The following is a 22,846-nucleotide window of genomic DNA, read 5'->3' as shown; positions in this document are numbered from 1 at the left end:
GAATCAGAACGGCAAAATTACTCGCCGGGTTCCAATTGCGGTCCGATTGTCGCGCTGGCGGCGGGAATGTCAACGGTTCTGGTCGACTTTGGTTCGGCTTTCGGGTCGCGGTCCCAATCCCACTGGCGGTCATAAACCCGCTCGTAATTAACCATAGGATCGTAAAGCGGGCCGCCTGTATCAAGGTTCAAATCGCGCGCTTCGGCGCGGCCCATCAACGCCAGCATATTGAACCCGGCGACATAGGCATTGCGGCGCGCGGTCACCAATTGCGCGCGCGCTTGCAGCAATTCCTGTTCGGCGTTGAGCACGTCGAGGATTGAACGGTTACCGATCGAATTTTCTGCCCTCACACCTTCAAGACTTAGCTCCGCGGCATCAACTGCGGCTTGAGAGCTTTCGATAACGGCGTTTGCCGCGCGCCAGTTTGAATAGGTTGCGCGGGTTTCCCGAATAATGCTGCGTTCTGCTTCGATTACCTGTTCAAGAGCAGAGCTTTCCCGCGCTCCGGCCTGACGCTGCCTGGCGGCTGGAAGCCCGCCCTGAAACAGCGGTACGCTTAAGCGCAGGCCGACATTTGCCGTCGTCTCGCTTTGCAAAAAGTTCGCAGCAATCGGCCCGCCCAGTGTCCCGTAGAAATCGCTGTAATCGACATTGGTGAAAACAGAAACCGTCGGCAGGCGTCCAGCACCGGCGGCCTTGGTGTCAAAACCCGCAGCGTCCGCGCGCTCTTTGGCGGCCATCAGGTTGGGATTGTTTTCGAGAGCGGTGACAATTGCATCGCCAACCGTATCCGGCAGTCCGGGCAGCGGCGGCGGCGCTTCGAGTTCGCCCGGAGCCGAGCCGACCAGTTGGATATAGGTTTCGCGCGCTGCAATCAGGTTCGCCTGCGCCAGCCGCAGATCACCCTGAGCCACCGCCAGCCGCGATTGCGACTGGGCAACGTCGGTACGGGTCAAATCGCCGATTTCAAACCGGTCACTGGTCGCTTCAAGATTGATACTCAGAACATCGACTTGATTAGCCGCGAGACCCGCCAGCGCTTCGGTCCGCAGCACGTCCATATAGGCAGCGACGACTTGACTGAAGACAGCACTTTCCGTGTTGCGCAATGCCGCCTGACCGGCTGCTACGCGCTCTTTTGCTGCTTTAAGACTGTTTTTGACTGCGCCGCCTGAATAGACCGGCACCAATATCTGGCCATTCACGCCAAGGTTGCGTTCTGGCGCGGTAAAGCTGTTGGCGGAAACGCGGACAAATTCGATATGGGTCGCGGTAAGATTGCTCGATGGCAGGCCGGGTGCGCGCGCGATCGGCACGGTTTCATCGGTTGCGCGCTGATCGGATCGCGCGGCCTGCAAAGTGGGATTGGTATTGTATGTGCTGACCAGGGCTTCTCGCAGAGAATCGGCTTGCGCGGGGTAAGCAATGGCAACCGCGCTTAGGCTGGCGGCTGCGAACAGAGCGCGTTTTGGGCCAGCAAGTGCTATCATCAAAATGTCCAACTCTTGGGTTTGTCAAAGGCGTGCATCACAGGAATTCCAAGATCCTCAACCGGCTGCAAAGACACATGACCGGCGACTTTTCGGCCCGATGCGAGGCGGGTGACCTGTCTCAGGACAAGCCCCGAAACGATCCGGCCACCTTCTGAAATGGAAGAGGCCAGTGCCGCTGGCAATAGCTCAATTGCACCATCTACCAACACGAGCGAGTACCCGTTTTTATCGCCTGTCTTGCCTGCGATCGCATCGTCGGCGCTGATCACATCGATGTCAGACACAAGCGGGCGGAGCAATTCGGCAAGATAACCGGTGCCGCCTTCAACGATCAATACGCGGTCAGATGCGTCAGGGTCCGCTTCGAGCAATAATTTGCCGTAAAACAGAGGCGAGCCGAGATGCGCACCCCCGCCAAGCGAGATCGAACGATCGATATAAGCCAGCGAGGCTTTGTCTTCGGGCAAGAATTTTTCGCGCGGCACGGCCATCATCCGGGCAAGGGCGTATTGTTCATTCACGCCGCTAGTGCGCAGCTGACTATCGATCATCGCGCGGCGCGCGGCGGCGGTTTCTGGCTGGGCAGTCATGGTCGTCATATCAACTCCGTTCCACTGTATTGTTTTGATAACACAGTGCGTCAACCCTTCCTAGCTATCACAGGCTGATTGGCCAAGAGCTTTGGCACACTAATCAGCGGGCCTATATCCCTTTGACCTGTAGCGCCCGCAATGCTTAGGGGGGTCGCGCAATCGACCGGGACAAGGAACACTTCGATGAGTGACATTCAAAACGACGGCAAAATCTTTGGAGCCACAGGCAAAGTACGGATCGAAACCGACTCGTTGGGCGAAGTCGCCGTTCCCGTTGATGCCCATTGGGGCGCGCAAACGCAGCGCAGCCTCGCCAATTTTGCAATCGGGACCGAAACCATGCCGGCGCCGCTGGTTCGCGCGCTTGGCATCCAGAAACAGGCCGCCGCCCGCGCCAATATGGAATTGGGCGTACTCGATCCGAAAATCGGCAATGCCATCATCAAAGCGGCCAACGAAGTGATTGACGGGACGCTTTCCAGCCAGTTCCCGCTTTCTGTGTGGCAGACCGGATCCGGCACGCAATCGAACATGAATGCGAATGAAGTGATCGCCAGCCGCGCCAATGAAGTGCTTACCGGTACGCTCGGCGGAAAAGACCCGGTTCACCCGAACGATCACTGCAATATGGGCCAAAGCTCGAATGATACTTTCCCGACCGCGATGCATATAGCCGCCGCCGGTGAAACAATCGAGCAATTGAAGCCCGCGCTACAGCATCTGCACAAGGCGCTTGACGCCAAGGCCAAAGCCTTCGCTGATATCGTCAAAATCGGCCGCACCCATTTGCAGGATGCGACGCCGATGACACTGGGTCAGGAATTTTCCGGCTACGCCAAACAGATCGAATACGGCATCGCCCGCATTGAAAACGCATTGCCGCGGGTGCTGGAGCTGGCGCAAGGCGGCACCGCAGTTGGTACCGGCATCAATTCAAAGATCGGTTTTGCAGAAGAATTCGCTGCACAGGTGGCCGACGCAACCGGGCACGGATTTGTCACGGCACCGAACAAGTTTGAATCGCTGGCCGCGCATGATGCCTTGGTCGAATTGTCCGGCGCGCTCAATTCCGTGGCGGTCAGCTGTATGAAAATCGCCAACGATATCCGCCTGCTTGGATCGGGCCCGCGCAGCGGCCTGGGTGAAATTGCTCTGCCAGCGAACGAGCCGGGATCATCGATCATGCCGGGCAAAGTCAACCCGACCCAATGTGAGGCTTTGACAATGGTGTGCGCGCAAGTGATGGGCAACAACACGACAGTCAGCGTCGCGGGTTCGCACGGCCATCTTGAACTGAATGTATTCAAGCCGGTGATGATCAACGCCGTGCTTCAATCGATCCGCCTGCTAAGCGATGCGACGCGCAGCTTTACCGATAATTGCGTGATAGGCATTGAAGCCAATACAGCTCGCATCGATCAGCTGATGAATGAAAGCCTGATGCTGGTCACGGCGCTTAATCCGCATATCGGTTATGATAATGCAGCGAAAATCGCGAAGAAAGCGCATGCAGACGGCACAACCTTGAAAGAGGCGGCGCTTGAACTCGATCTGCTTACCGAAGAGCAGTTTGCCCAGTGGGTCGTTCCGACCGAGATGATCAAGCCGAAAGCCTGATCAAAGAGCATATCCGGGCCCGTTCTTTCGACAAAGGCCCGACACTGTCCGACTATCCGAATGCAGGTTAGTGGCGCTTTTACGCGCCTGCCCGTATGCACGGTGGTATATTATGAACAGTGTCAAATCCCTTTCCGCGCCCGCCGGCCGCGCTTCCGCCCGAAACGCCTCTGTCGGTGTTCCATTCAGCACCGTGATGTTCTCTATTGTCGCGCTTTGGCTGGTCTATTTCCTGCTGATATCGGCCCGTGGTTCGATGCTGGGTCTGGATATTCAGCCAGATCTGATGTGGCGCCGCGTTATCGTTTGTGTTTTTGCGGTTATCGTCACGACGGCTTTGTGGTTCATCTTGCGCCTGTTCGAGCAGCGCAAACGCTGGGTGCTTTTCGCGGTCGCGCTGGTCGCCGCGTTGCCTGGCGCGCTTGCCATTGCGCAGGTGAATCAGGTGCTGTTCGCTTCATTAAACGAGCGGATGGAGCAGGCCTATGCAGAAGAGCGCGGATTTACGCTGCGCCGCGATGAATCGGGCAATTTACTGGCTGAAATCGCTGCGCCGCAAGAATGGCAGCTGAAGAACACTCAGGATTTCGATCCCGATAATCCGCCTGTGGTCACGTTCGTATTGCAGGATGCCGAGGATAGCGGCCCGAAATGGTACCCGCTCATCGATGCCGCACTTAGCCGGTATTACATCCTGCTCACTTGGGCTGCGCTCTACATCGCATTTCTCGCGATTGCCCAGGCGCGCGAAGCCGAGCGGCGTGAGCAAAAGTTCCGGTCTGCGGCAAAAGCGGCGGAAATCCGCTCGCTGCGGTATCAGGTTAATCCGCACTTTCTGTTCAACACTCTGAATTCGCTGTCTGCATTGGTGATGACGGGTAAGGCTGACCGGGCCGAGCGTATGATCCAGTCGATCAGTCGCTTCTATCGCCACAGCCTCGCCGATCAGGTGACCAATGATGTGCCATTAGAAGAAGAGTTCGAGCTCCAAAAACTCTATCTCGACATTGAAGCGGTGCGTTTCCCGGATCGTCTGACATGCAATTTCGATCTCCCCGATGATTTGAAAGATGCGCGCGTGCCTGGAATGATTCTGCAGCCGCTGGTTGAGAACTCGGTCAAATATGCGGTGTCGTCGCTCACTCGGAAAGTCACGATCAGCGTCACCGCGCGCGAGGAATTTGACCGGCTGGTTATCGCTGTGAGTGACGATGGGCCGGGCGTCCCTGAAGGCGCGGCCCACGGGTTCGGTATCGGTCTGGCGAATGTCAGGGACAGGCTGGAAGCACGTTTCGGGCCTGATATTGGGTTTTCATCCGCCCCCACACCAGGCGGATACACCACAGAGATACGGATCCCGCTGACCCGCCATGGCTGAACATACGGAACAACAAACTGCATTGCGCACGCTGATCGTCGATGACGAGCCTCTTGCGGTGGAACGCATACAGGTAATTTGCGCTGAATTGCTCGCCATCAACGTGGTGGGCACAGCGAGCGATGGAGCCGCGGCATTGCGACTGTCAGAAAAGCTGGAGCCAGATCTGGTGCTGCTCGACATGACAATGCCTGAACTGGATGGTCTGGGTGTGGCGCGCAAACTGGCTGAAAGCGATGATCCTCCGGCTGTCATCTTCGTTACCGCACATGATCATTTTGCCGTCGAAGCATTCGACCTTGAAGCGATCGATTACGTCCTGAAACCCGTTTCAGCCGACCGGTTGGAACGCGCGATCGAGCGCGCGGTTGCCCGGCGCGGAGAGCGTAAGGAAGCAAGCAGCGAGTGGCTCGACGAATTGTGGGTGCCGCATCGTTCCGAATTGCTGCGCATTGCAGTACGCGAAGTGCACCAGATTGATGCCGAGCGGGATTATGTTCGCCTGCATGTCGGTACTGCCGATGCGCCGCGATCTTATCTGCTGCTCCAGACGATTGCCGGTCTGGAGGCGCGGCTTGATCCGAACGAGTTTATCCGCATCCACCGCTCTACCATTTTGCGCCGCGATAACATTCGCGGGCTCCGGCATGATGGCTTGGGAGTTTGGTCAGCCGAATTGCAAAACGGGGAAGCCTTGCGGATCGGCCGTACTTATCTGTCCAAGGTAAAGGCGATGGCAGGCCGGTAAAAATCTCTACCACAGTTTAATGAAAGAACGGCCCGAACCCCGGGACTGGTAGGGTTCGAGCCGCCATATCCTGAACCGGTAACGCATTACGGGGAGCGCGCGGCACAGGGGGATGGGGTGATTTTTATCCGCCCAGACGTTTCTCATCGATCATGGCTGCGACCTGACGCTTTGCGCTGGCGCGGGCATTCTCTACGCATGAATAGACGGATGAATTTCTGATCCGTGTGCCGGTGCGAACATCGCTGACACCGCATACAGAGCGGGCAACCCGATCAATCCGGCGATCAAGAGTTTTTTGACCGGCGGCCGTTTCCAGATTGAGATCGTCGATCTGGATCGTTTGCTCTTTAACATTATCGGCTGCGGCAAAAGCTGGGGTAGCGGTGATGGCCAGGCCGAATGATGCGCCGGCAAGTGCTAGAATTTTCATGGGTTTTCTCCTCCAACAAGCATTCGGCGTTCGAGCGGGGGTTCGAAGCGGGGAACCGATCTGCCTGTTGAAACAAGAGATACGCCGTTCGGTCCGGGCGATCATCCTCAGGTCGACCAAAGGGGGGATGCGGCTCGATTGGCGCGATGCTGTCCTGACCGATGCAGCAATTCTGCCGACCAACGGTTGTAACAGCCCGACGGACGATTACCTCATAATGTCACTATGTGGACTGCCATTGTTATCATATTCTTTCTCGGCGTAGCGAACTTCGTTTTGCATCAGGCGGTGCTCGATAGTGAGCACCCGATGCTCGATCAAATGCCTGCCTTCATCCACATGATGGGCGGGCGCATGACGCTGATCGCTGAATTCCTCGTGCTTGTTATTGCCATGCTGCTCGCGGCCAACGGATGGCCTGCTATCGTATGGGGCTATGTTGCATACAGCGTGCTTAATGGCGGCGCGGCGTGGATCATCCTGTCGGGAAAGGCGTAATTATGCAGCATTGGAGATTGCATCCGGTGCCGAACCACGCTTAGCAGCGAGCTATGACGACCCGGCTTATCCATATCAGTGATGTGCATTTTGGCGTCGAGGACCGCACCGCCCTCGAAATCGCGCGCCGGGCCATTGATGCAGAGGCACCGGACGCGGTCGTATGCACCGGTGATCTGACGCAGCGCGCGACGCATCGCCAATATGCCGCCGCCGCCGAATGGTTTGCTGGCCTGAATGTCCCGGTGCTTTTGGACCCCGGCAATCACGACATGCCGTATTACAATTTGTGGGAGCGTTTCACCGATCCTTATAAACGGTATCAGACGCTGAAGGACAAAGTCGGCGGCGAATTGCAATCAGCGGATGTGGTGCTGGTACCGTTAAAGACGACAGTCCGGGCCCAGCCTCGCTTTCCGTGGTCCGATGGTTTCGTGACCCGCAATGCGCTTGAAGATACGTTGGCGCGGCTGGCTGTATTAAAAGGCGATCCGCGCAGCATCATTGTGACCGCGCATCATCCTTTGCTGGGGCCGGCGAACGCGCCGAAAAATCCGACGATTGGCGGCGACGATGCGTTTGCGGCGATTGCGGCCACTGGCGCTCATGCGGTCATATCCGGTCATGTGCATGTGCCATTTGATGAAATGCGCACGGCTGGCGGGCATTCTATGCGGATGATCGGTGCCGGCACATTATCGACCCGGCTTCGGCACGGAGCGCCGCCATCATTTCGCCTGATCAGTTGCGCGCGCGGAGGCGAAATTGCGACCGAACTGCGCGAAGCCAACCCAGCTGTCTAAGCGCGAGCAGGTAAACATAAAGCGCCGCCGCTTAACCTTTTTTGGCGGCATGGCTTTAACTCAATATTGAGTACGTTTCAGGTACGAGCGCACCGTGCACAGTCCGGTTGCCGTCAATAAACGGGTCAATCTGTTGGAGTAGAGCCGATGGAAATGTTGAAAGCGTTTGGATTGGGCGCCGTACTCACGGGGTCAATCGCTGTTGTTGTGGGTTCTCAGGGATCGAGCGGCGGCGCTCTTGATGTTCACGCCATGGCGTTGGGTGATTACAAAATCTATTGGTCTTGGCCGCTGTTTTTGGCGGGCAGCGGTCTTGCCTGGGGTTTGATGCTGTTGCAGCGTTAAGCCCAGATCACCGGATACAAAAAGGGCGGCATCCCGGTAGGGAGGCCGCCCTTTTCAATAGGTTCAGTGTGCTGCGGCGAATTAACGCTTCGAGAACTGGAAGCTACGACGGGCTTTCGCGCGGCCGTATTTCTTACGTTCGACAACACGGCTGTCACGGGTGAGGAAGCCAGCCGACTTCACTGTGGCGCGCAGCGCCGGTTCGTATTTTGTAAGCGCTTGGCTGATGCCGTGCTTGACCGCACCGGCCTGGCCCGAAAGACCACCACCGCGAACGGTTGCGACAACATCATACTGGCCTTGACGATCGGTGATCGTGAAGGGTTGATCGATGATCAGGCGCAGAGTCGGACGTGCAAAATACACTTCCTGCTCGCGGCCGTTGATGATGACTTTACCGGTGCCCGGTTTGATCCAGACACGTGCTGTCGCATCTTTCCGGCGACCGGTTGCATAAGCGCGGCCTTGGGCATCAAGCTCTTGCTCACGCAGAGGCGTTGCAGGATTTTGCGCGATTTCGGCGGCATCCGCAGCCGGAGCATCGCCAGCGATGTCTTTCAGATCCGACAGATCGGAGACGGTGTTATTTTCGTCAGCCATTATGCGGAGACCTTGTTCTTGCGATTCATGGAAGCCACGTCGAGCACTTGCGGGCTTTGGCCGTCATGTGGGTGCTCGGTGCCGTTATAGAGGTGCAGGGCGCGCATCTGATCACGGCCAAGCGGGCCGCGCGGGATCATGCGCTCAACAGCTTTCTTAAGCACGCGCTCTGGAAAGCGACCTTCGAGAATTTTCGCAGGGGTCGTTTCCTTGATGCCGCCGGGGTGGCCGGTGTGCTTGTAATAAATTTTCTTTTCCGCTTTGTTGCTGGTGAATTTCACCTTGTCGGCATTGATCACGATGATGTGATCGCCGCAGTCAACGTGCGGGGTGTAGCTTGGCTTGTGCTTGCCGCGCAGATGATTGGCAATGATCGCAGCGAGCCGACCGACCACGAGGCCATCGGCATCGATCAGGTGCCATTTCTTTTCGACCTCTGCCGGCTTGGCCGACTGGGTCTGTTTGCTGAGAGCCTTCATGGCTGAATGTCCTTAAACCTAAGAGGTTGTGTAGTGGTGCCGACCAGATTTGCTCTGGCAACGACGAATCACGCTACACCGGTGTGCTATGCGTGATCATTGCGCGCCATCTGTGCTTGCAACGGTTGTAAGTCAAGCAAAACCGAGGCTTTCAAGAGAGGTAAAATAATACCAGCCTTGAAAATCGGATGTTAAATCGCCGTTAGCCGCCACTTTTCGCTGGATGATCGCACATCCTCGCCAATGCGTGTGGTGATCTGGCGCTCCGCATCGGACAGCCATTGCGCGTTTTGTGCGCTGTTTGCCTGATACGTAACTTCGAATTCACCCTTCAGACCATTGGACAGATCTAGCGCGCGCACCATCGATTGGCCTTTGCCATCGGGGAAGAAAAGATCCGGTGGAAGCTGATCCATCAGCGACGCGCTGGCCTGCTGAAACTGAGAAAGATAATGCGCGTGCAGCGCCTTTTGCTCGGCAGGCTCTATGCGCTCGCTAATCAATTCTTCTGCGGCCTTAACCGCTGCTGCGAGGTCCGTCTCTTGCGTCGCGGAACCCGCTGCAAGAATTCGCCCGGCGCCGGAGAGCAATATAGGCCACATCCCGGCAGTCGACCTTTGTTCTTCGACTTGTGCAATCGGCTTAAGCCGGGCGGGAGCCTCCACCTTCGCGGAAATTTGCGTTCCGGAAATGGCGAAGCCGCGTCCCTGGGCCGCGAACCGGACCTGCCAGCTGCGTCTAACAGTGACCCGGTTGCGATCAGCGAGATCGCGCATTGTAATCTGCGTGAGGTGCATCGGTGACTGTGGAACGGTTACGTTCGACGCCGCTCTGGCTGGAGCATTCACCAAGGACAGAAGCCCGAAGGCCCCCAAACCCATCCCTAAATCACGCCGTGTAATGCGGAGCATAAACCTGCAAATTCCCATCCTGCCGCCTCAGGATCGAGAAACGGCTATTCTGTTTCAGAGCCTGTTTGCTGGAGCAACCAAGCCATCGTTGCGGGATGCATTTGTCCGCATGACCACCCGAAGATTGCAGGTGTATCATAAGGGTGGCAGTCTCCCAAACGCTGGATCAAGTCTTCACTTCGCGATTCCGATGTCTTGAACAGCACGGCGACTTCGTCTGCACTTGTGCGATCGCCGTTCCATTCAAAAATGGCTTCGATCTGTCCGATGATATTGGCACAGGCAATCAGTTTTTCATCGAGCAAAATGCCAGCGACTTCGCGCGCACTTTCACGATCGGGAAACGGACACCAAACCATTGCTCCGTTTGGATCCGGCATGTGTTAAGCGCTTTGCGCGGCGCGCGCCGCCTGCCTCGCGGCGCCCTCTGCATGCATAGCCCATGCTGTCGCCGCGACCAGCAATGCCCCCACCAATTGGTGGGCAGCTGCAATCCAAAGGGAAACACCGCTGAGCACGGTTGCAATACCCAGCACGATCATAATCCCGAACACCGCATTGAGCGCGATCGAGGCGGTCCTGTCAGCCCCGCCTGTCCGGCGCGCCTGCCAGACAAGCGCTGCAACAGCGATCCACGCCCACCAACGGTGGAGGAAATGGAGCAGGAAGGGATCGTGGCTCAGCGTCCAGAAAAAACCGTATGAAAAATCAACATCGGGGATCAGCTGACCATTCATGAGCGGCCAGTCATAGGCTGCATGGCCCGCGTTCAGACCGGCAACCCATGCGCCGAGCAGCAGCTGGATAAAAAGAACCACGGCGACAAGGATTGATGCGCCAGTGATACGCGCCGGCCTGGCAGCCGGCTGCTTGACGAGTTGGCGCATATCGCGCGCCGTCCACACGAGACAGGCCAGCAGGAGAAGCGCGGTCAGCAGGTGGAGTGAAAGACGGAAATGGCTGACATCGGTCATATCTCCCACGAGTCCCGATTGAACCATCAACCAACCGAACAGGCCTTGAAGCCCGCCAAGTGCTAGCAGACCGACAAAACGGCCCTTATACCCGGTCGGAATAGCGCCCTTGACCCAGAAAAACACCAGCGGGAGCGCATAAACGAGCCCAACCATCCGCGCGAGCAAGCGGTGGAACCACTCCCAGAAATAGATGAACTTGAACTCAGCGAGCGTCATTCCGCCGATGCTGGCTTCGAGCCGGTATTCGGGCGTGGCCTGATATTTGGCAAATTCGCTCTGCCACGCTGCATCGGACAGCGGCGGCAGAATGCCGGTGGCGACATCCCATTCCGTGATCGACAGCCCGCTTTCGGTGAGCCGTGTGATCCCCCCGACGAGAACAATGACAATCACAAAGGCAGCCACAAGTTCAAGCCAGCGCGCAATCGCACGGGGCTGAGCTTTGCTGGCGGTGGCCGCGCCGAGCGTGGCGGGATATGGAATAGAGGAAGACATGACAGCGGGTAAATGTGCTGCCGAGAGGCTTCGCGCAAGCCTAATTGCCGCAAAGTCCGGTGCATCCAGTGCAAGTCTGAGCGATAAAGCGCCTGCTTTGCGAAGGCAGGGCTTGCGAAATGTGATAATGTTACATATCTGGTGTCTTGCAAGATGCCAGACAATTCCACCTTGATTCGCCGCCGGTTTGACCGGGCAGGCATAATGCTCGCAGGGCTCTGCGCGCTGCATTGCGTGGCAACGGTGCTTGTGGTGTCGGCATTGGGGCTGGGCGGACATTTTCTGCTTTCGCCCGAAATTCACCGGGTTGGTCTTGCGCTTGCTCTTATCATCGCAGCAGTTGCGATTGGATGGGGCGCGCTCAAGCATCGCCGCGCGGCGCCTTTTGTGACGGCGATGATGGGCCTGACATTTATGGGCGGCGCGCTGGCTATGCCCCATGGTTCCGGTGAGGCCGTGCTTACCATTATCGGCGTTGCGCTGGTATCGATTGGCCACCTGCTCAACCTTCGCCCCTTCGTCAAAAGCGCATAAGCGCGCAGCCATAACAAACTGACGGTTGCGATTGCCGCGCCGGGGGCTATTTCAGGCGCTATGAGCGATATCAAATCCATCACATTGAACGGCGACCCACGCCAGAGCCCCGCGGCCACGATCGCGGACCTCGTGCGCGAACTGGACCTGGTCCCGGAAAAAGTCGCGGTTGAACGCAATGGCGAAATTGTGCCGCGCTCAACGCTTGAGGATGCGCCGCTGGCTGATGGCGATAATCTGGAAATCGTCCATTTCGTAGGCGGCGGAGATCACGGCGGCGCGGCGGCGGATGACACCTGGACGGTGGCGGGCCAAACCTTCAAATCCCGCCTGATTGTCGGCACGGGCAAATACAAGGATTTCGAACAAAACGCCGCGGCGGTTGCGGCATCCGGCGCTGAAATCGTTACTGTGGCGGTGCGCCGGGTCAATGTGACCGATCCCAAAGCGCCAATGTTGACCGATTTCATCGATCCGAAGAAAATCACCTATCTTCCCAACACAGCAGGTTGCTTTACCGCCGAAGACGCCATCCGAACCTTGCGGCTGGCGCGCGAGGCCGGTGGCTGGGACCTCGTCAAACTCGAAGTGTTAGGCGAGGCCCGCACCTTGTACCCGAACATGATCGAAACCATCCGCGCTTGCGAGGTTTTGGCGATAGAAGGCTTCCATCCGATGGTCTACTGCGTCGATGATCCCATCGCGGCAAAGCAGCTTGAGGATGCAGGGGCGGTGGCCATCATGCCGCTCGGCGCGCCGATCGGGTCGGGCCTGGGTATACAAAACCAGGTGACTATCCGCCTGATCGTCGAAGGCGCGAATGTTCCTGTGCTGGTGGATGCAGGCGTCGGCACGGCGTCGGATGCGGCAGTGGGTATGGAGCTTGGCTGTGATGGCATCCTGATGAACACGGCGATTGCCGAGGCGAAAGATCCGATCCGCATGGCACGCGCAATGAAGCTGGCTGTCGAAGGCGGGCGCGAGGCGTATCTTTCAGGGCGTATGGGCCGCCGCAAATATGCCGATCCAAGTTCACCGCTCGCCGGATTGATTTAGCAAAAAATCAGACATGGTTACTGTTAATTAACCACGTTGGCCGAAAACGTCTTCCGAACACAGGAGACGACCGTGACACTTGCCAGCACAGCTACCCTTTCGATCGGTGAAATGCGCGAATTTGCAGGTTTTACCCCTGCCGAGCAGCGTTACATCAAGCGGAGCCTTGATATCGGCCTGTCGCGGTCCGACGCGTTTAAGCTTTGGGGCACCACGACCAGCGAAAGCAATGCAATCCGCCGCCAATATGTTGCGTATCAGGATTTGAAAGTGCTGCGCGATCTTATCCCGGAAACGGGCGGTATCGGCGAAGTCGAGCGTTTGATCGGTAAACTGATCCGGCTGGCTGTCTTCGATCTCGATCAGGAAAAACTTTCGAGCTTTTCAGCCTTTCGGTTTCTTTACGAACGTTTGCTCGGTCCAGAAGCGCGCCCGTATCTGCCAGCGGCATTCTGCGCCGCCGCAGCACTGCCGCAGATCCGTCCGCAGCACCGCAAAACCCTGCTTCAGTCGCTAAGCGAAGCGGCCGCAACGGCGCCTGCATGGTCAGATACCGCGCCCCGGTTTTATCCTGAATTCATCGATGATGTTGAGGCGGCCTGACGCGTCTTGATCAGGCCGCTCAACCATCACATCTCGCATTTCCTAAAACGCGGCTTATTCTCTGCCCAGCTTCAGGCTGCCGGCTTCTGCGCCGAACGGGAGGGTGTAACGGCCATCAACCGGAAAATTGTTCAAACGCGAAGGCGCATTTGTCCCTTCAACCGGCGAATAGACCTAAAGAATTCTGAACTGACGGGCCTGTGACCAGCAGAAATTACGGGCGGTACATTCCGTCTATCCGATCCTGATACCGGTCGCGGATCTTGTGACGACGAATTTTCATACTCGGCGTCATTTCTTCGTTTTCGATTGAGAATGCCTCATCAGCAAATTCGAATTTGCGCACCTTTTCGACGACCGAAAGATCGGAATTGGTCCGGTCCAGCGCTTTACGAACGGCTTGTTTGAACGCCGGAAGATCCTGCAATGCTTGCAGGTCGTATTTCTCGTCATTGGCCCGCGCCCATTCCAGCGCCCATTCGGCATCAGGCACAATCAACCCGACAACGTAAGGGCGCTTGTCACCGCTCACCATCGCTTGCGCAATTTCAGGTTGAAGCGTCAGCATGCCTTCGATTTTCTGCGGCGCGACATTATCGCCTTTATCATTCACGATCATGTCTTTCTTACGATCGGTGATGACAATCCGGCCTGCCTCGTCAAGGTGACCAATATCGCCGGTGTGAAGCCAACCATTCTGAATGGTGCGCGCGGTTTCGGCATCATTGCGCCAATAGCCGTGCATCACCAGCTCACCGCGGCACAGGATTTCGCCATCTTCTGCAATCTTGATTTCAACGCCGCGCATGGGGGGGCCGACAGTGTCCATCTTAAGCCCGGCCGCAGGCCGGTTGCAGCTCATCACAGGCCCGGCTTCTGTTTGGCCATACCCTTGCAGCATGGTCAGGCCCATCGCTTCAAAGAAATTGCCGACTTCGGGATTAAGCGGCGCGCCGCCCGAAACCATCGCTTTGATGCGGCCGCCGAATTTCTGGCGGATTTTGGGGCGCAGCGTTTTTCCGACCAGAAAATCGAGCGGTCTATCGCGCTTGCGTTTCTTTCCGTCTTTGGAATTTTCGCTAATCTTAAGCGCGCTATCCATCATGAAGTTCGCGACTTTACCCTGCTTTTCGATCTGTTTCATGATCCGGGTGCGCAGCACTTCGAACAGGCGCGGTACGACCACCATGATAGTCGGGCGGGTTTCTTCGATATTGCTGGCGAGTTTTTCCAACCCTTCGGAATAAAAGATTTCCGCGCCGACCGATATCGGCAGATATTGTCCGCCCGTATGCTCATACGCATGGCTTAGCGGGAGGAAAGAGAGGAACCGTTCGTCCTCAATCCCGAAATCGGTGATCAAAATCTCGGCAGCGCCGGCGATATTACACAGGATCGATCCGTGATGCTGTTTCACCCCGCGCGGCGCGCCGCCGGTGCCGCTGGTGTAGATCAGGCAAGCGGTGTCTTCGCGCGCAATACCGGCAATCCTCGCATCAACCGCAGCGCGCGCAGCCTTTGTATCACCCGTCAGCAAATCCGCCCAATTGTGGTAATCAAAACTGCCAGACTGTTTGCGGTGCAAGTCTTCGATCCCGATTACGTGATCGGCAATGCCGGTGCGTCCGATTGCGCCGACAACCGGCCCAAGCAGTTTCTCGGTCGAGACAATAACGGCGCGGGCTCCCGAATTGTCGAGAATATGGGCATGATCGCGCTCTGTATTGGTGATGTAGGTTGGCACAGAGATGCAGCCCGCAGCCATCACCGCGATATCGGCAACACACCATTCCGGACGGTTTTCAGAGACAATCGCGACGCGGTCGCCTTCGTTAAGGCCCAGCCCGCGCAGGCTTTCAGCCAGCAAACACACTTGTTCAGCTGTTTTGGCCCAGCTTTGCGTAACCCACTTGCCATCCTGCTTGCGCCCCAGAAACGGCGCATCGCCCTTTTGATCGGCGCGCATCAGGAACAGTTCAACGAGGTTGGTGGCACCGTCGATATCCTGAAGCCACTGTGCATCGCCGGGATCAACTATCGGTCGCTCACCGGAATGGTCAGCATGTGTCTCAGAGGCGTTCACCAATTTCTCTCCTATGCCCTTAAAAGGCTTGGTCTTGGTCAGGTGGCCGTTCGGGCCGTCTGACATAACAGGTATGCAGGTCTGGTTAGAGTTTCAATTCCGTCGCGGCAAGCAAGCGGCCCCAATGGCGGTTCACTCGTACCCCAGCAAATCGGCAATGCGCGGATCGCCTGCCGCTTCCCAACCTGTATCGGTTCGGCGCAAGGCATTGGCTTTTCCGCGCGGTGTCAGAACGCGAACCGAACCGTGGCCTAACGCCTCGAACTCGGCAGTCATGCTTGCAACCGCGCCGCCCTCTTCTGTAATCACGGTCGAACCGAACGCCATGACAAGCGGCATCGCCAGCGCTTCTTTCGCAGTCATCCGGAAATCGAGGACGCCTATGATCGAACGCGCCACCTGAACCGGAATGGTGGGGCCGCCCGCCGCACCGATTATCAGGATCGGATCGCCGGTCGCATTAAAGACAATGGTCGGCGCCATGGATGATCGCGGACGTTTGCCGCCTTCGACGCGGTTTGCGACTGGCTTGCCATCCACTTCTGGTGAGGAGCTGAAATCGGTGAGTTCGTTGTTGAGATAAAAACCGCCGAAATGCAGTCCCGATCCAAATGCGCCTTCGATGGTCGAAGTGTAGCTTACCGCATTGCCTTGGGCATCTACGACAGAGAAATGCGTGGTGCCGTTTTCGGGCGGTTCATCGCCGTCTGCCCGTGCAAATGGCGCACCGGGCGGGGTGCCCGCTTCGACCGACGCAAGGGCTTTGACCGGATTGATCAGCGCGCTGCGGCTGGCGACATAATCTGGATTGATGAGGCCCGTTACAGGGACCGCAACAAAATCCGCATCGCCAATGTAAAGCTCGCGGTCGGCATAGGCGAGGCGTTGGGATTCCAGAAAAACGTGCCAGAATGTCAGGCTGTCTGGTCCCATTGCGGCGATATCGAACCGCTCCAGCTGCCCCAGCATCTGGATCACGGCAACACCGCCCGAAGACGGTGGGCCCATCCCGCATATGGTAAAGGTCCGGTAAGGGCCGCAAACCGCATCGCGCTGTTTCGCGCGGTATCCGACAATGTCGGAAGCATCCATTTTGCCGTCTTGCGGGGTTTGCGCGGCGATATAGGCGGCGAGTTCGCTCGCGCTGTCTTCATAAAAGGCTTTCGGCCCGTTTTGCGCCACGCGTTCCAGCGTTTCAGCAAGGCTTGGTACCTGTACGCGCGTGCCGACTGGCAAAGCCTCCCCATCAGCGCCGAAAAAGATGGCGCGCGCTGCCGGCGATTTGTCGGCCCGGCCTTTGCTTCCCGAAAGCGAGCCGTTCAAACGCGTATTCATCAGGAACCCGTCGCGCGCCAAGGTGATGGCGGGTTCAAACAATTGCGCCCATTCCAGTTTGCCATATTGCTCATGCGCTTTGGCCGCGAGTGCGAGATTGCCGGGTACGCCGACGCTCAAACCGGAAAGGGTCCGCGATGAACTGGGCAGGCGCTCGCCTTCGGCGTTGAGGAAACGTTTTCCGGTTGCGCTGGCGGGTGCGGTTTCGCGGCCATCAAAGCTGACAACACCGTCGCTGCCTGCGTGGATCATAAAGCCGCCGCCGCCGATGCCCGAGCTTTGCGGTTCGACCACGGTCAGAGCCAGCATCACGGCAATCGCGGCATCTGTTGCAGAGCCGCCTTTTGCCAAAATTGCCTCGCCTGCCGCAGTCGCGCGTGGATCGGCGGCGCTCACTGCACCTGCAAGCACACCTGTACCTGCACCTCCACGGGCGCCAGCGGCTTCGATGGCTGGCGGGGCGGAGGTTTGAAGCGGAGCGGAGTACGAAGCGCAGCCCGACAGGGTGAGCGCAAGGGCGATGCTGGCAAAGGTGCGTTTCAACATGCGTCCCTCGCTATTCGGTTCCGACCGCCTCTGCAATGCTCGTAAAACCATCGCGCTGCATCAGCTGTTCCAGACCGGAGACTATCCGGGTGCCGAGGCCGGGCCCTTCATAAACCATCGCCGAATAAAGCTGGACCAGGCTGGCACCAGCCCGGATCCGTTCCCAGGCATCCTGCGCAGTTGCGATCCCTCCTACACCTACGATTGGCATTGCTCCGCCGGTCGCAGTCCGGAAATCGCGCACTCTCTGCAAGGCGAGACGGCGCAAGGGCGCGCCTGAAAGTCCGCCGGTTTCGTCGGCATGATGCGATCGCAGCGGCGGCCGTGAAATGGTCGTGTTGGATACGATGAGTGCGCCGAGTTTCTTGTCGATCGCGATGCGGGAAATCGCGTCGATATCGGACGGTTCAAGATCAGGGGCCACTTTCAGAAAGACCGGTGGCAGCGATCCTTCAGCGGCTTTATCGCGCGCGGCAATGACACCGTCGATCAAATCGGCCAGCGCGGCTTCATCCTGCAACGCACGCAGACCCGGCGTATTCGGACTGGAAACATTGACCGCAAGATAGCTGGCATAGGGGGCCATCAGACGGGCCATTTCCGCGTAGTCGGCGATCCGGTCTTCGGAATCCTTGTTTGCCCCGATATTGATCCCGACGATGCCCGGGCGACCGGCGCGCGCTTTCAATCTGGCTAAGGCCGCATCCGCTCCGGCATTGTTGAATCCCATTCTGTTGATGACTGCGTTGTCTTCCACCAGCCGGAACAAGCGGGGTTTCGGATTGCCTGCTTGCGGGCGCGGCGTGATTGAGCCGACTTCGGTAAAGCCGAAACCCAGCCCCAATAAAGGGTCTGGGACCTCTGCGTCTTTGTCGAAGCCCGCGGCGACACCCACAGGATTGGGAAAGCGCAGGCCGGCGACTTCAACTGCCAGCTTGCCCGCTTGTGCGAGTGATGACCGCGCCCCGCGCGACGGCATGGCTTTTAGTCCGCTGATCGCGAGGCGATGCCCGGTTTCCGAATCGAGCGCGAAAATGGCGGGCTTTAAAAGACGAAACAGCATTCAGCGCGCCTATCTCAGGTTTTGTGCAGCTGTCGAGGGGGCAGAACGTTGAAAAATGTGCAATTTTGAGACAGCCCTTGTCGTTTGCATACAATTAAAAGGCGCGCTCATCTCGTAAAAACATCACGCGACCCGAAGGGCTCGGAGCAGCAATGTGAAGAGTTCCTCAACTTAAATGGGCGGTTCCGTTCGTCGGGGCCGCCCTTTTTTTGTCAATCGATGAAAGGTGCTTTGCCCATGACGTTGCACCTGACGCACCATCTCGCCGATGCGGCAACGCAAGAGATGGCTTGACTTGTAAACCCGCATTGACGAGCGGTAGCGCTAACACATAACCAAAAATTAGGGGTCATCATGGGTCGTTTCGCATTTGCCGGTATCTCGCTGGTCGCTCTGGCTGCATCCGCCTGTACGCCATCCTCAAATGCGCCCTTGGACAGCGTTTCTCAGGCGTCAGCCGTAAAAGCTGGCGCACAGAATTCCGTAAACCTGGCGGCGTTTTTCGAAAATTACGATGCAGCCGGATTAAAGCGATCACCGCAGAGCAAAGCCTATCGCGGTATCCGCGACGCTGATTATGGCAAATGGGATGATCCCTCGGATGAAGCGGCTGCGGCCGATTACAGAGCGACTCAGGATGCCGTTGCCGAAATGCGCGCCGAATACGATCGCGCCGCCCTGTCAGAGGGGGATGCGCTGTCATTCCGCCTGTTCGAAATGATGGCTGAGCGCAGCGCCTCGTTGTACCCCTATCGCGAATATGATTTCCTATTCGATCATCGCCGCGGCGCGCATACCGGTATTCCGGCATTTTTGATCAACATCCACCGCGTTGGCAGCGAGCAGGACGCGCTCGCCTATGTTGAACGGATCGCGGGTATCGGGCCGCAGCTGGAAATGCTGACAGATCAGGCGCGCAAGCGGGCCGCGGCCGGCATCATGCCGCCCGACTGGGTTTACCCCTATGTCATCGCCGATCTCGAAAGCCTGATCGCTGCGGGTGATGAAAACGCCGTGCTTGAGGATTTTTCCGCCAAAGTGGCAAAGCTGGAACTGTCATCTGACGATTCCGAAGGGATGATCGAAGACGCAGAGCAAGCTTGGGCTCAATCCGCCCTTCCCGGTTATAGGCGGCTGCTGGCCGAAATGCGGCGCCAACAGAAAATTGCACCGACCGACGACGGGATCTGGCGCTTGCCGCAGGGCGAAGAATACTATGCCGCGCGCCTCAAAAGCTACACGACTACGGACCTGACTGCGGACGAAATTCACAATATCGGTCTGCGCGAGGTCGAGCGCATCCATGGTGAAATGCGCGTAATCATGGGCGAAGTCGGGTTTGCAGGATCGCTGCAGGATTTCTTTGAATTCACTCGGACCGATGAACGTTTCTATTACACCACGCGCGAGGCCTATCTGGCCGATGCTCAGGAAAAGCTTGATGCGATGGAGCAGAAGTTGCCGGATTATTTCGGCACGCTGCCAAAGGCTTCGATGATCATCAAGCCAGTCGAGGCATTCCGTGAAAAAAGCGCAGGCAAGGCATTTTATCAAAGCCCGGCGGCGGACGGATCACGCCCGGGCACCTATTACGTGAACCTTTATCGTTTGCAGGATATGTCAAAGAACGAGCTTGAAGCGCTCGCCTATCACGAAGGCTTTCCGGGCCACCATTTGCAGCGCGCATTGCAGACAGAGCTCGGTAATGTGCCGCCGTTTCGCCGGTTTGGCGGGGTCACAGCCTACACCGAAGGCTGGGGCCTCTACACAGAGGAACTCGGCAAGGATATGGGTTTTTACCAAGACTCCTATTCTGATTTCGGGCGGCTCGGCATGGAGCTTTGGCGGGCGTGTCGTCTGGTGGTTGATACCGGCCTGCATTCCAAACGCTGGACCCGCGAAGAGGCAATCCAATATCTTAAAGACAATACCCCCAATCCTGAAGGGGATGTTGTAAAAGCGATCGAACGCTACATCACCACACCGGGCCAGGCCACAGCCTACATGATCGGCAAGCTCAAGATTATGGAGCTGCGCGGTAAAGCGCAAAAAGAGCTCGGCGATGATTTTGATTGGGGCGGTTTTCACGATGCAGTCCTGCTGAGCGGGCCGGTGCCGCTGGACATTCTCGATGAAAACGTGGTCAAGTGGATCGAAAGCCAGCGCAACGAATAGGTTGAGATGCCTCAGACCCAGCTAAGCCAATTTGATCTTACTGATCCGATACCCTTCGGTTTTGAGCTGATTGCGGCGCCGGCTGACCTGTCTGATCTGATCAATACGTTTTTTGTCGTAACAAGCGATGCTGCCGTTTTGGATGAGGTGATGCCGGCCTATTCTGCGCAGCTGATGGTCTATGTCGAGGGCCACTCTAATCTGCGGCCTGATGGCAAAGGGGTTCACCGGTCCGAACAGGTCACTTGCACCGCACCTCTGATGAGCGCAGCGCCAATTACGCTGCATGGCCCTTTAAAGATTGTTGGCGCGTCGCTCACGCCGCTTGGCTGGCATTGTCTTTCGGGATTGGCCGCGGATGATGTGAACGATTGCATGGTTCCTGCAAGCCAGATTTTCGCGCAGCACGAGATTGAACAGTTGCGCGATCTGGCACAGCAATTCGCAGCCGGTGATGGATCCGTCGGAAAGATATGCACTGTAATGTCAGAAGCTGTGAGACAGCGGTCTGGTGCGATCAACGCCGAGCATGCCCGTTTTGTCGGCGCGGTGAATGCGTGGTTATCGAGCGCGCTGAACCCGCCGCTTGAGGAATTGTATGCGCAGGTGGGCGTATCGACACGGTCGGCCCAGCGTCTTTGCAAACGTTACTTTGGCGTGTCGCCTTCGCGCTTGCTAAAGCGATATCGCGCGATCCGCGCTGCAATGTTCCTCGCCAATCCTGACTTGTCCGACGAATTGCGGGCTGAAATTCTCAGCATTTATTTTGATCAGGCACATTTGATCCGGGATATCCGCCGATACACCGGGCGAACGCCGACCGCTTTCAAAAATGCGTCCCTGATGCAGGATACGCTTGACCCGGAAGCGCACGGCGAAAGTGCCAAGATCCTGCGTTGAGGCGAATGGGCGTGACGCCATCGAAAAATACCGATACCTGCTCTAGATATGCCGCTGCGCATTCTTATGTCGCTGCCATACAATACCTATGAAGCACTTCGATCTAACCCTCGCGCCCAGCCGGCCTTCACTGGATCAGAGCATCCCGGAATGCCGGCTATCGGGACGGTGCGGCGGCGGGTCGCAATAAGCCGCCATGCCGTCCCCTTTCCATCTTGAATATTACAACCCGCCGGCTGACCTGGCCGAACATGTCCTGGCGCTTTTCCATTTTGCCTGGGACGAGCGCGAGGTTGAAGACCGGCATCCCGGAGCTTTATCGCAGCTTGTGTTGTTCCCGTATGGCTCGGGAGAACTCAATATATCGGGGCGGGTCGATCCGCTGGTGGGTGAAGGCCATTTGCTCGCAGGTTTCGATGTTGCGGCCCCGTTCAAAATGACCGGCCCGTGGCACGCGATTGGCGCATCGTTGTCACCGCTGGGCTGGGCCGCCCTTACGCAATCCGCAGCGAATGAAAATTTCAATCGCTTCATGCCTGCTACGGAATTGCTGGGACCGGAAATTGACGATTTCGCCAAAGCCACCAATGACCTTTACCGGTCAGGGCAGATCACCGGCGAAGAGGGGTGCAGGCTGCTGGCGGATTGGATCGCTCCGCGCCTTCAGCCGATCCCTGCTGCGCACAAAAAGTTGATCGAACAAGGCGTCGCGTGGCTCGGCACATCGCTCAATCCTGATGTTGAGACGCTGTTTGGAAATCTGAATTATTCGCGCCGGCAAGGTGAACGATTGGTCACACGATATTTTGGCCTTTCGCCCAGAGCGCTCGCGCGGAAATATCGCGCCGTCAGAGCCGCCAGCCTTTTGGCGCAGCCTGAATTGACCGACGAAGCCGAAGCAGAAATTGCGGATGCTTTTTATGATCAACCGCATATGATCCGCGAGATCCGGCGATATTGCGGTTACACACCAACCCGGCTTGGCGGGCCGCAAGAGCCGCTGTTTCAAACCATGCTGCGTTTGAAAAATCTCGATCGGCTAAAGCAATTCAGAAGCATCGGTTCGGCACCCAATCCGCAAGACTGATGCACCCTGCGCGCTGGCTTTGCGAGAGTGATCGACCAGTCTTTTCAAACCGCTAACGACTCGCAACAAGGGGTTTTGGCTTGAATTCGGA

23 protein-coding genes are annotated in these 22,846 nt (G+C 57.4%); 12 read left to right on the top strand and 11 right to left on the bottom strand.

Annotated elements, in window-relative coordinates; genetic code table 11:
- Positions 1 to 17 precede the first annotated feature (17 nt).
- Positions 18 to 1,493, bottom strand: coding sequence for a TolC family outer membrane protein (locus tag FGU71_RS05400; RefSeq protein ID WP_142787605.1), 1,476 nt, complete (start codon positions 1,491 to 1,493; stop codon positions 18 to 20).
- The gene (locus FGU71_RS05395) at positions 1,493 to 2,095 is read right to left on the bottom strand and encodes a protein-L-isoaspartate O-methyltransferase family protein (RefSeq protein WP_234035656.1); all 603 of its coding nucleotides are present in this window, start codon (positions 2,093 to 2,095) and stop codon (positions 1,493 to 1,495) included. Before FGU71_RS05395 ends, FGU71_RS05400 begins: the two co-directional genes overlap by 1 nt.
- Positions 2,096 to 2,272: 177 nt before the next feature.
- On the opposite strand from FGU71_RS05395, the gene fumC reads away from it, so the two are divergent.
- The 3 genes from fumC to FGU71_RS05380 all read left to right on the top strand — a co-directional run bounded on the left by fumC (position 2,273) and on the right by FGU71_RS05380 (position 5,832).
- Complete coding sequence (fumC, locus tag FGU71_RS05390) at positions 2,273 to 3,706, top strand: class II fumarate hydratase (RefSeq protein ID WP_142787604.1); 1,434 nt, start codon at positions 2,273 to 2,275, stop codon at positions 3,704 to 3,706.
- Between the two features lie 112 nt (positions 3,707 to 3,818).
- Positions 3,819 to 5,084 carry a sensor histidine kinase gene (locus FGU71_RS05385; protein ID WP_142787603.1) on the top strand — a complete coding sequence of 422 codons (1,266 nt, stop codon included), beginning with the start codon at positions 3,819 to 3,821 and terminating at the stop codon, positions 5,082 to 5,084.
- Positions 5,077 to 5,832, top strand: coding sequence for a LytR/AlgR family response regulator transcription factor (locus tag FGU71_RS05380; RefSeq protein ID WP_142787602.1), 756 nt, complete (start codon positions 5,077 to 5,079; stop codon positions 5,830 to 5,832). The genes FGU71_RS05385 and FGU71_RS05380 overlap by 8 nt, the downstream gene beginning before the upstream one ends.
- A gap of 124 nt (positions 5,833 to 5,956) precedes the next feature.
- On the opposite strand, the gene FGU71_RS05375 is transcribed toward FGU71_RS05380, so the two are convergent.
- Positions 5,957 to 6,265: a UrcA family protein gene (locus tag FGU71_RS05375; protein WP_185960202.1), complete on the bottom strand. Its 309-nt coding sequence runs from the start codon at positions 6,263 to 6,265 to the stop codon at positions 5,957 to 5,959.
- 225 nt (positions 6,266 to 6,490) lie between these two features.
- Here FGU71_RS05375 and FGU71_RS05370 point away from each other — a divergent pair, with 225 nt between their 5' ends.
- The 3 genes from FGU71_RS05370 to FGU71_RS05360 all read left to right on the top strand — a co-directional run bounded on the left by FGU71_RS05370 (position 6,491) and on the right by FGU71_RS05360 (position 7,911).
- The gene (locus FGU71_RS05370) at positions 6,491 to 6,763 is read left to right on the top strand and encodes a hypothetical protein (protein ID WP_142787600.1); all 273 of its coding nucleotides are present in this window, start codon (positions 6,491 to 6,493) and stop codon (positions 6,761 to 6,763) included.
- Positions 6,764 to 6,816: 53 nt separating this feature from the next.
- Entirely contained in the window at positions 6,817 to 7,566 is a 750-nt protein-coding gene (locus FGU71_RS05365; protein ID WP_142787599.1) for a metallophosphoesterase family protein, read from the top strand.
- 147 nt (positions 7,567 to 7,713) lie between these two features.
- On the top strand, positions 7,714 to 7,911 hold the full coding sequence (locus FGU71_RS05360; RefSeq protein WP_142787598.1) for a hypothetical protein: 198 nt from the start codon (positions 7,714 to 7,716) through the stop codon (positions 7,909 to 7,911).
- Positions 7,912 to 7,992: 81 nt separating this feature from the next.
- Here FGU71_RS05360 and rpsI read toward each other — a convergent pair whose 3' ends face one another.
- From rpsI to FGU71_RS05335, 5 genes are all read right to left on the bottom strand, one after another.
- A complete protein-coding gene (rpsI, locus tag FGU71_RS05355; RefSeq protein WP_142787597.1) occupies positions 7,993 to 8,511 on the bottom strand; it encodes a 30S ribosomal protein S9 in 519 nt (172 codons plus the stop codon).
- Positions 8,511 to 8,990 (bottom strand): 50S ribosomal protein L13, encoded by a 480-nt coding sequence (gene rplM, locus FGU71_RS05350; protein WP_142787596.1) that lies wholly within the window; start codon positions 8,988 to 8,990, stop codon positions 8,511 to 8,513. Before rplM ends, rpsI begins: the two co-directional genes overlap by 1 nt.
- A 191-nt stretch (positions 8,991 to 9,181) precedes the next feature.
- Positions 9,182 to 9,766 (bottom strand): hypothetical protein, encoded by a 585-nt coding sequence (locus FGU71_RS05345; protein ID WP_142787595.1) that lies wholly within the window; start codon positions 9,764 to 9,766, stop codon positions 9,182 to 9,184.
- A gap of 179 nt (positions 9,767 to 9,945) precedes the next feature.
- Positions 9,946 to 10,281, bottom strand: coding sequence for a divalent-cation tolerance protein CutA (cutA, locus tag FGU71_RS05340; protein ID WP_142787594.1), 336 nt, complete (start codon positions 10,279 to 10,281; stop codon positions 9,946 to 9,948).
- A 3-nt stretch (positions 10,282 to 10,284) separates the two neighbouring features.
- Positions 10,285 to 11,373 (bottom strand): COX15/CtaA family protein, encoded by a 1,089-nt coding sequence (locus tag FGU71_RS05335; RefSeq protein WP_142787593.1) that lies wholly within the window; start codon positions 11,371 to 11,373, stop codon positions 10,285 to 10,287.
- 153 nt (positions 11,374 to 11,526) lie between these two features.
- Between FGU71_RS05335 and FGU71_RS05330 the strand changes: the two genes are divergently transcribed.
- The 3 genes from FGU71_RS05330 (at position 11,527) to FGU71_RS05320 (ending at position 13,566) form a co-directional block, all read left to right on the top strand.
- Positions 11,527 to 11,907: a MerC domain-containing protein gene (locus tag FGU71_RS05330; protein WP_142787592.1), complete on the top strand. Its 381-nt coding sequence runs from the start codon at positions 11,527 to 11,529 to the stop codon at positions 11,905 to 11,907.
- Positions 11,908 to 11,967: 60 nt separating this feature from the next.
- The gene (gene thiS / locus FGU71_RS05325; RefSeq protein WP_142787591.1) at positions 11,968 to 12,963 is read left to right on the top strand and encodes a sulfur carrier protein ThiS; all 996 of its coding nucleotides are present in this window, start codon (positions 11,968 to 11,970) and stop codon (positions 12,961 to 12,963) included.
- Positions 12,964 to 13,035: 72 nt separating this feature from the next.
- Positions 13,036 to 13,566: a hypothetical protein gene (locus FGU71_RS05320; protein ID WP_234035655.1), complete on the top strand. Its 531-nt coding sequence runs from the start codon at positions 13,036 to 13,038 to the stop codon at positions 13,564 to 13,566.
- Positions 13,567 to 13,780: 214 nt separating this feature from the next.
- On the opposite strand, the gene FGU71_RS05315 is transcribed toward FGU71_RS05320, so the two are convergent.
- The 3 genes from FGU71_RS05315 to FGU71_RS05305 all read right to left on the bottom strand — a co-directional run bounded on the left by FGU71_RS05315 (position 13,781) and on the right by FGU71_RS05305 (position 18,593).
- Positions 13,781 to 15,532 carry an AMP-dependent synthetase/ligase gene (locus FGU71_RS05315; protein WP_234035758.1) on the bottom strand — a complete coding sequence of 584 codons (1,752 nt, stop codon included), beginning with the start codon at positions 15,530 to 15,532 and terminating at the stop codon, positions 13,781 to 13,783.
- A 249-nt stretch (positions 15,533 to 15,781) separates the two neighbouring features.
- Positions 15,782 to 17,530 (bottom strand): gamma-glutamyltransferase, encoded by a 1,749-nt coding sequence (gene ggt, locus FGU71_RS05310; protein ID WP_142787589.1) that lies wholly within the window; start codon positions 17,528 to 17,530, stop codon positions 15,782 to 15,784.
- Positions 17,531 to 17,540: 10 nt separating this feature from the next.
- Entirely contained in the window at positions 17,541 to 18,593 is a 1,053-nt protein-coding gene (locus tag FGU71_RS05305) for a quinone-dependent dihydroorotate dehydrogenase (protein ID WP_142787588.1), read from the bottom strand.
- Between the two features lie 354 nt (positions 18,594 to 18,947).
- On the opposite strand from FGU71_RS05305, the gene FGU71_RS05300 reads away from it, so the two are divergent.
- From FGU71_RS05300 to FGU71_RS05290, 3 genes are all read left to right on the top strand, one after another.
- On the top strand, positions 18,948 to 20,768 hold the full coding sequence (locus FGU71_RS05300) for a DUF885 domain-containing protein (protein WP_142787587.1): 1,821 nt from the start codon (positions 18,948 to 18,950) through the stop codon (positions 20,766 to 20,768).
- 6 nt (positions 20,769 to 20,774) lie between these two features.
- On the top strand, positions 20,775 to 21,668 hold the full coding sequence (locus tag FGU71_RS05295) for a helix-turn-helix transcriptional regulator (RefSeq protein ID WP_142787586.1): 894 nt from the start codon (positions 20,775 to 20,777) through the stop codon (positions 21,666 to 21,668).
- A gap of 196 nt (positions 21,669 to 21,864) precedes the next feature.
- On the top strand, positions 21,865 to 22,755 hold the full coding sequence (locus tag FGU71_RS05290) for an AraC family transcriptional regulator (RefSeq protein WP_142787585.1): 891 nt from the start codon (positions 21,865 to 21,867) through the stop codon (positions 22,753 to 22,755).
- Positions 22,756 to 22,846 lie beyond the last annotated feature (91 nt).

The sequence above is a fragment of the Erythrobacter insulae genome (genome assembly GCF_007004095.1).
Lineage (GTDB): Bacteria > Pseudomonadota > Alphaproteobacteria > Sphingomonadales > Sphingomonadaceae > Erythrobacter > Erythrobacter insulae.
The sequence above is the reverse complement of the archived record's forward strand: the minus strand, read 5'-3'. Positions and strand labels throughout refer to the sequence as shown.

Coding starts and splice junctions, on each gene's coding strand:
- FGU71_RS05315 (WP_234035758.1), bottom strand. CDS start 15,532: ATGCGCGCCGATCAAAAGGGCGATGCGCCGTTTCTGGGGCGCAAGCAG.
- ggt (WP_142787589.1), bottom strand. CDS start 17,530: ATGTTGAAACGCACCTTTGCCAGCATCGCCCTTGCGCTCACCCTGTCG.
- FGU71_RS05360 (WP_142787598.1), top strand. CDS start 7,714: ATGGAAATGTTGAAAGCGTTTGGATTGGGCGCCGTACTCACGGGGTCA.
- thiS (WP_142787591.1), top strand. CDS start 11,968: ATGAGCGATATCAAATCCATCACATTGAACGGCGACCCACGCCAGAGC.
- FGU71_RS05385 (WP_142787603.1), top strand. CDS start 3,819: ATGAACAGTGTCAAATCCCTTTCCGCGCCCGCCGGCCGCGCTTCCGCC.
- rplM (WP_142787596.1), bottom strand. CDS start 8,990: ATGAAGGCTCTCAGCAAACAGACCCAGTCGGCCAAGCCGGCAGAGGTC.
- FGU71_RS05345 (WP_142787595.1), bottom strand. CDS start 9,766: ATGCGCGATCTCGCTGATCGCAACCGGGTCACTGTTAGACGCAGCTGG.
- rpsI (WP_142787597.1), bottom strand. CDS start 8,511: ATGGCTGACGAAAATAACACCGTCTCCGATCTGTCGGATCTGAAAGAC.
- FGU71_RS05295 (WP_142787586.1), top strand. CDS start 20,775: ATGCCTCAGACCCAGCTAAGCCAATTTGATCTTACTGATCCGATACCC.
- FGU71_RS05290 (WP_142787585.1), top strand. CDS start 21,865: ATGCCGTCCCCTTTCCATCTTGAATATTACAACCCGCCGGCTGACCTG.
- FGU71_RS05335 (WP_142787593.1), bottom strand. CDS start 11,373: ATGTCTTCCTCTATTCCATATCCCGCCACGCTCGGCGCGGCCACCGCC.
- FGU71_RS05375 (WP_185960202.1), bottom strand. CDS start 6,265: ATGAAAATTCTAGCACTTGCCGGCGCATCATTCGGCCTGGCCATCACC.
- FGU71_RS05300 (WP_142787587.1), top strand. CDS start 18,948: ATGGGTCGTTTCGCATTTGCCGGTATCTCGCTGGTCGCTCTGGCTGCA.
- FGU71_RS05380 (WP_142787602.1), top strand. CDS start 5,077: ATGGCTGAACATACGGAACAACAAACTGCATTGCGCACGCTGATCGTC.
- FGU71_RS05365 (WP_142787599.1), top strand. CDS start 6,817: ATGACGACCCGGCTTATCCATATCAGTGATGTGCATTTTGGCGTCGAG.
- cutA (WP_142787594.1), bottom strand. CDS start 10,281: ATGCCGGATCCAAACGGAGCAATGGTTTGGTGTCCGTTTCCCGATCGT.
- FGU71_RS05395 (WP_234035656.1), bottom strand. CDS start 2,095: ATGACGACCATGACTGCCCAGCCAGAAACCGCCGCCGCGCGCCGCGCG.
- FGU71_RS05305 (WP_142787588.1), bottom strand. CDS start 18,593: ATGCTGTTTCGTCTTTTAAAGCCCGCCATTTTCGCGCTCGATTCGGAA.
- FGU71_RS05370 (WP_142787600.1), top strand. CDS start 6,491: ATGTGGACTGCCATTGTTATCATATTCTTTCTCGGCGTAGCGAACTTC.
- FGU71_RS05400 (WP_142787605.1), bottom strand. CDS start 1,493: ATGATAGCACTTGCTGGCCCAAAACGCGCTCTGTTCGCAGCCGCCAGC.
- FGU71_RS05330 (WP_142787592.1), top strand. CDS start 11,527: ATGCCAGACAATTCCACCTTGATTCGCCGCCGGTTTGACCGGGCAGGC.
- fumC (WP_142787604.1), top strand. CDS start 2,273: ATGAGTGACATTCAAAACGACGGCAAAATCTTTGGAGCCACAGGCAAA.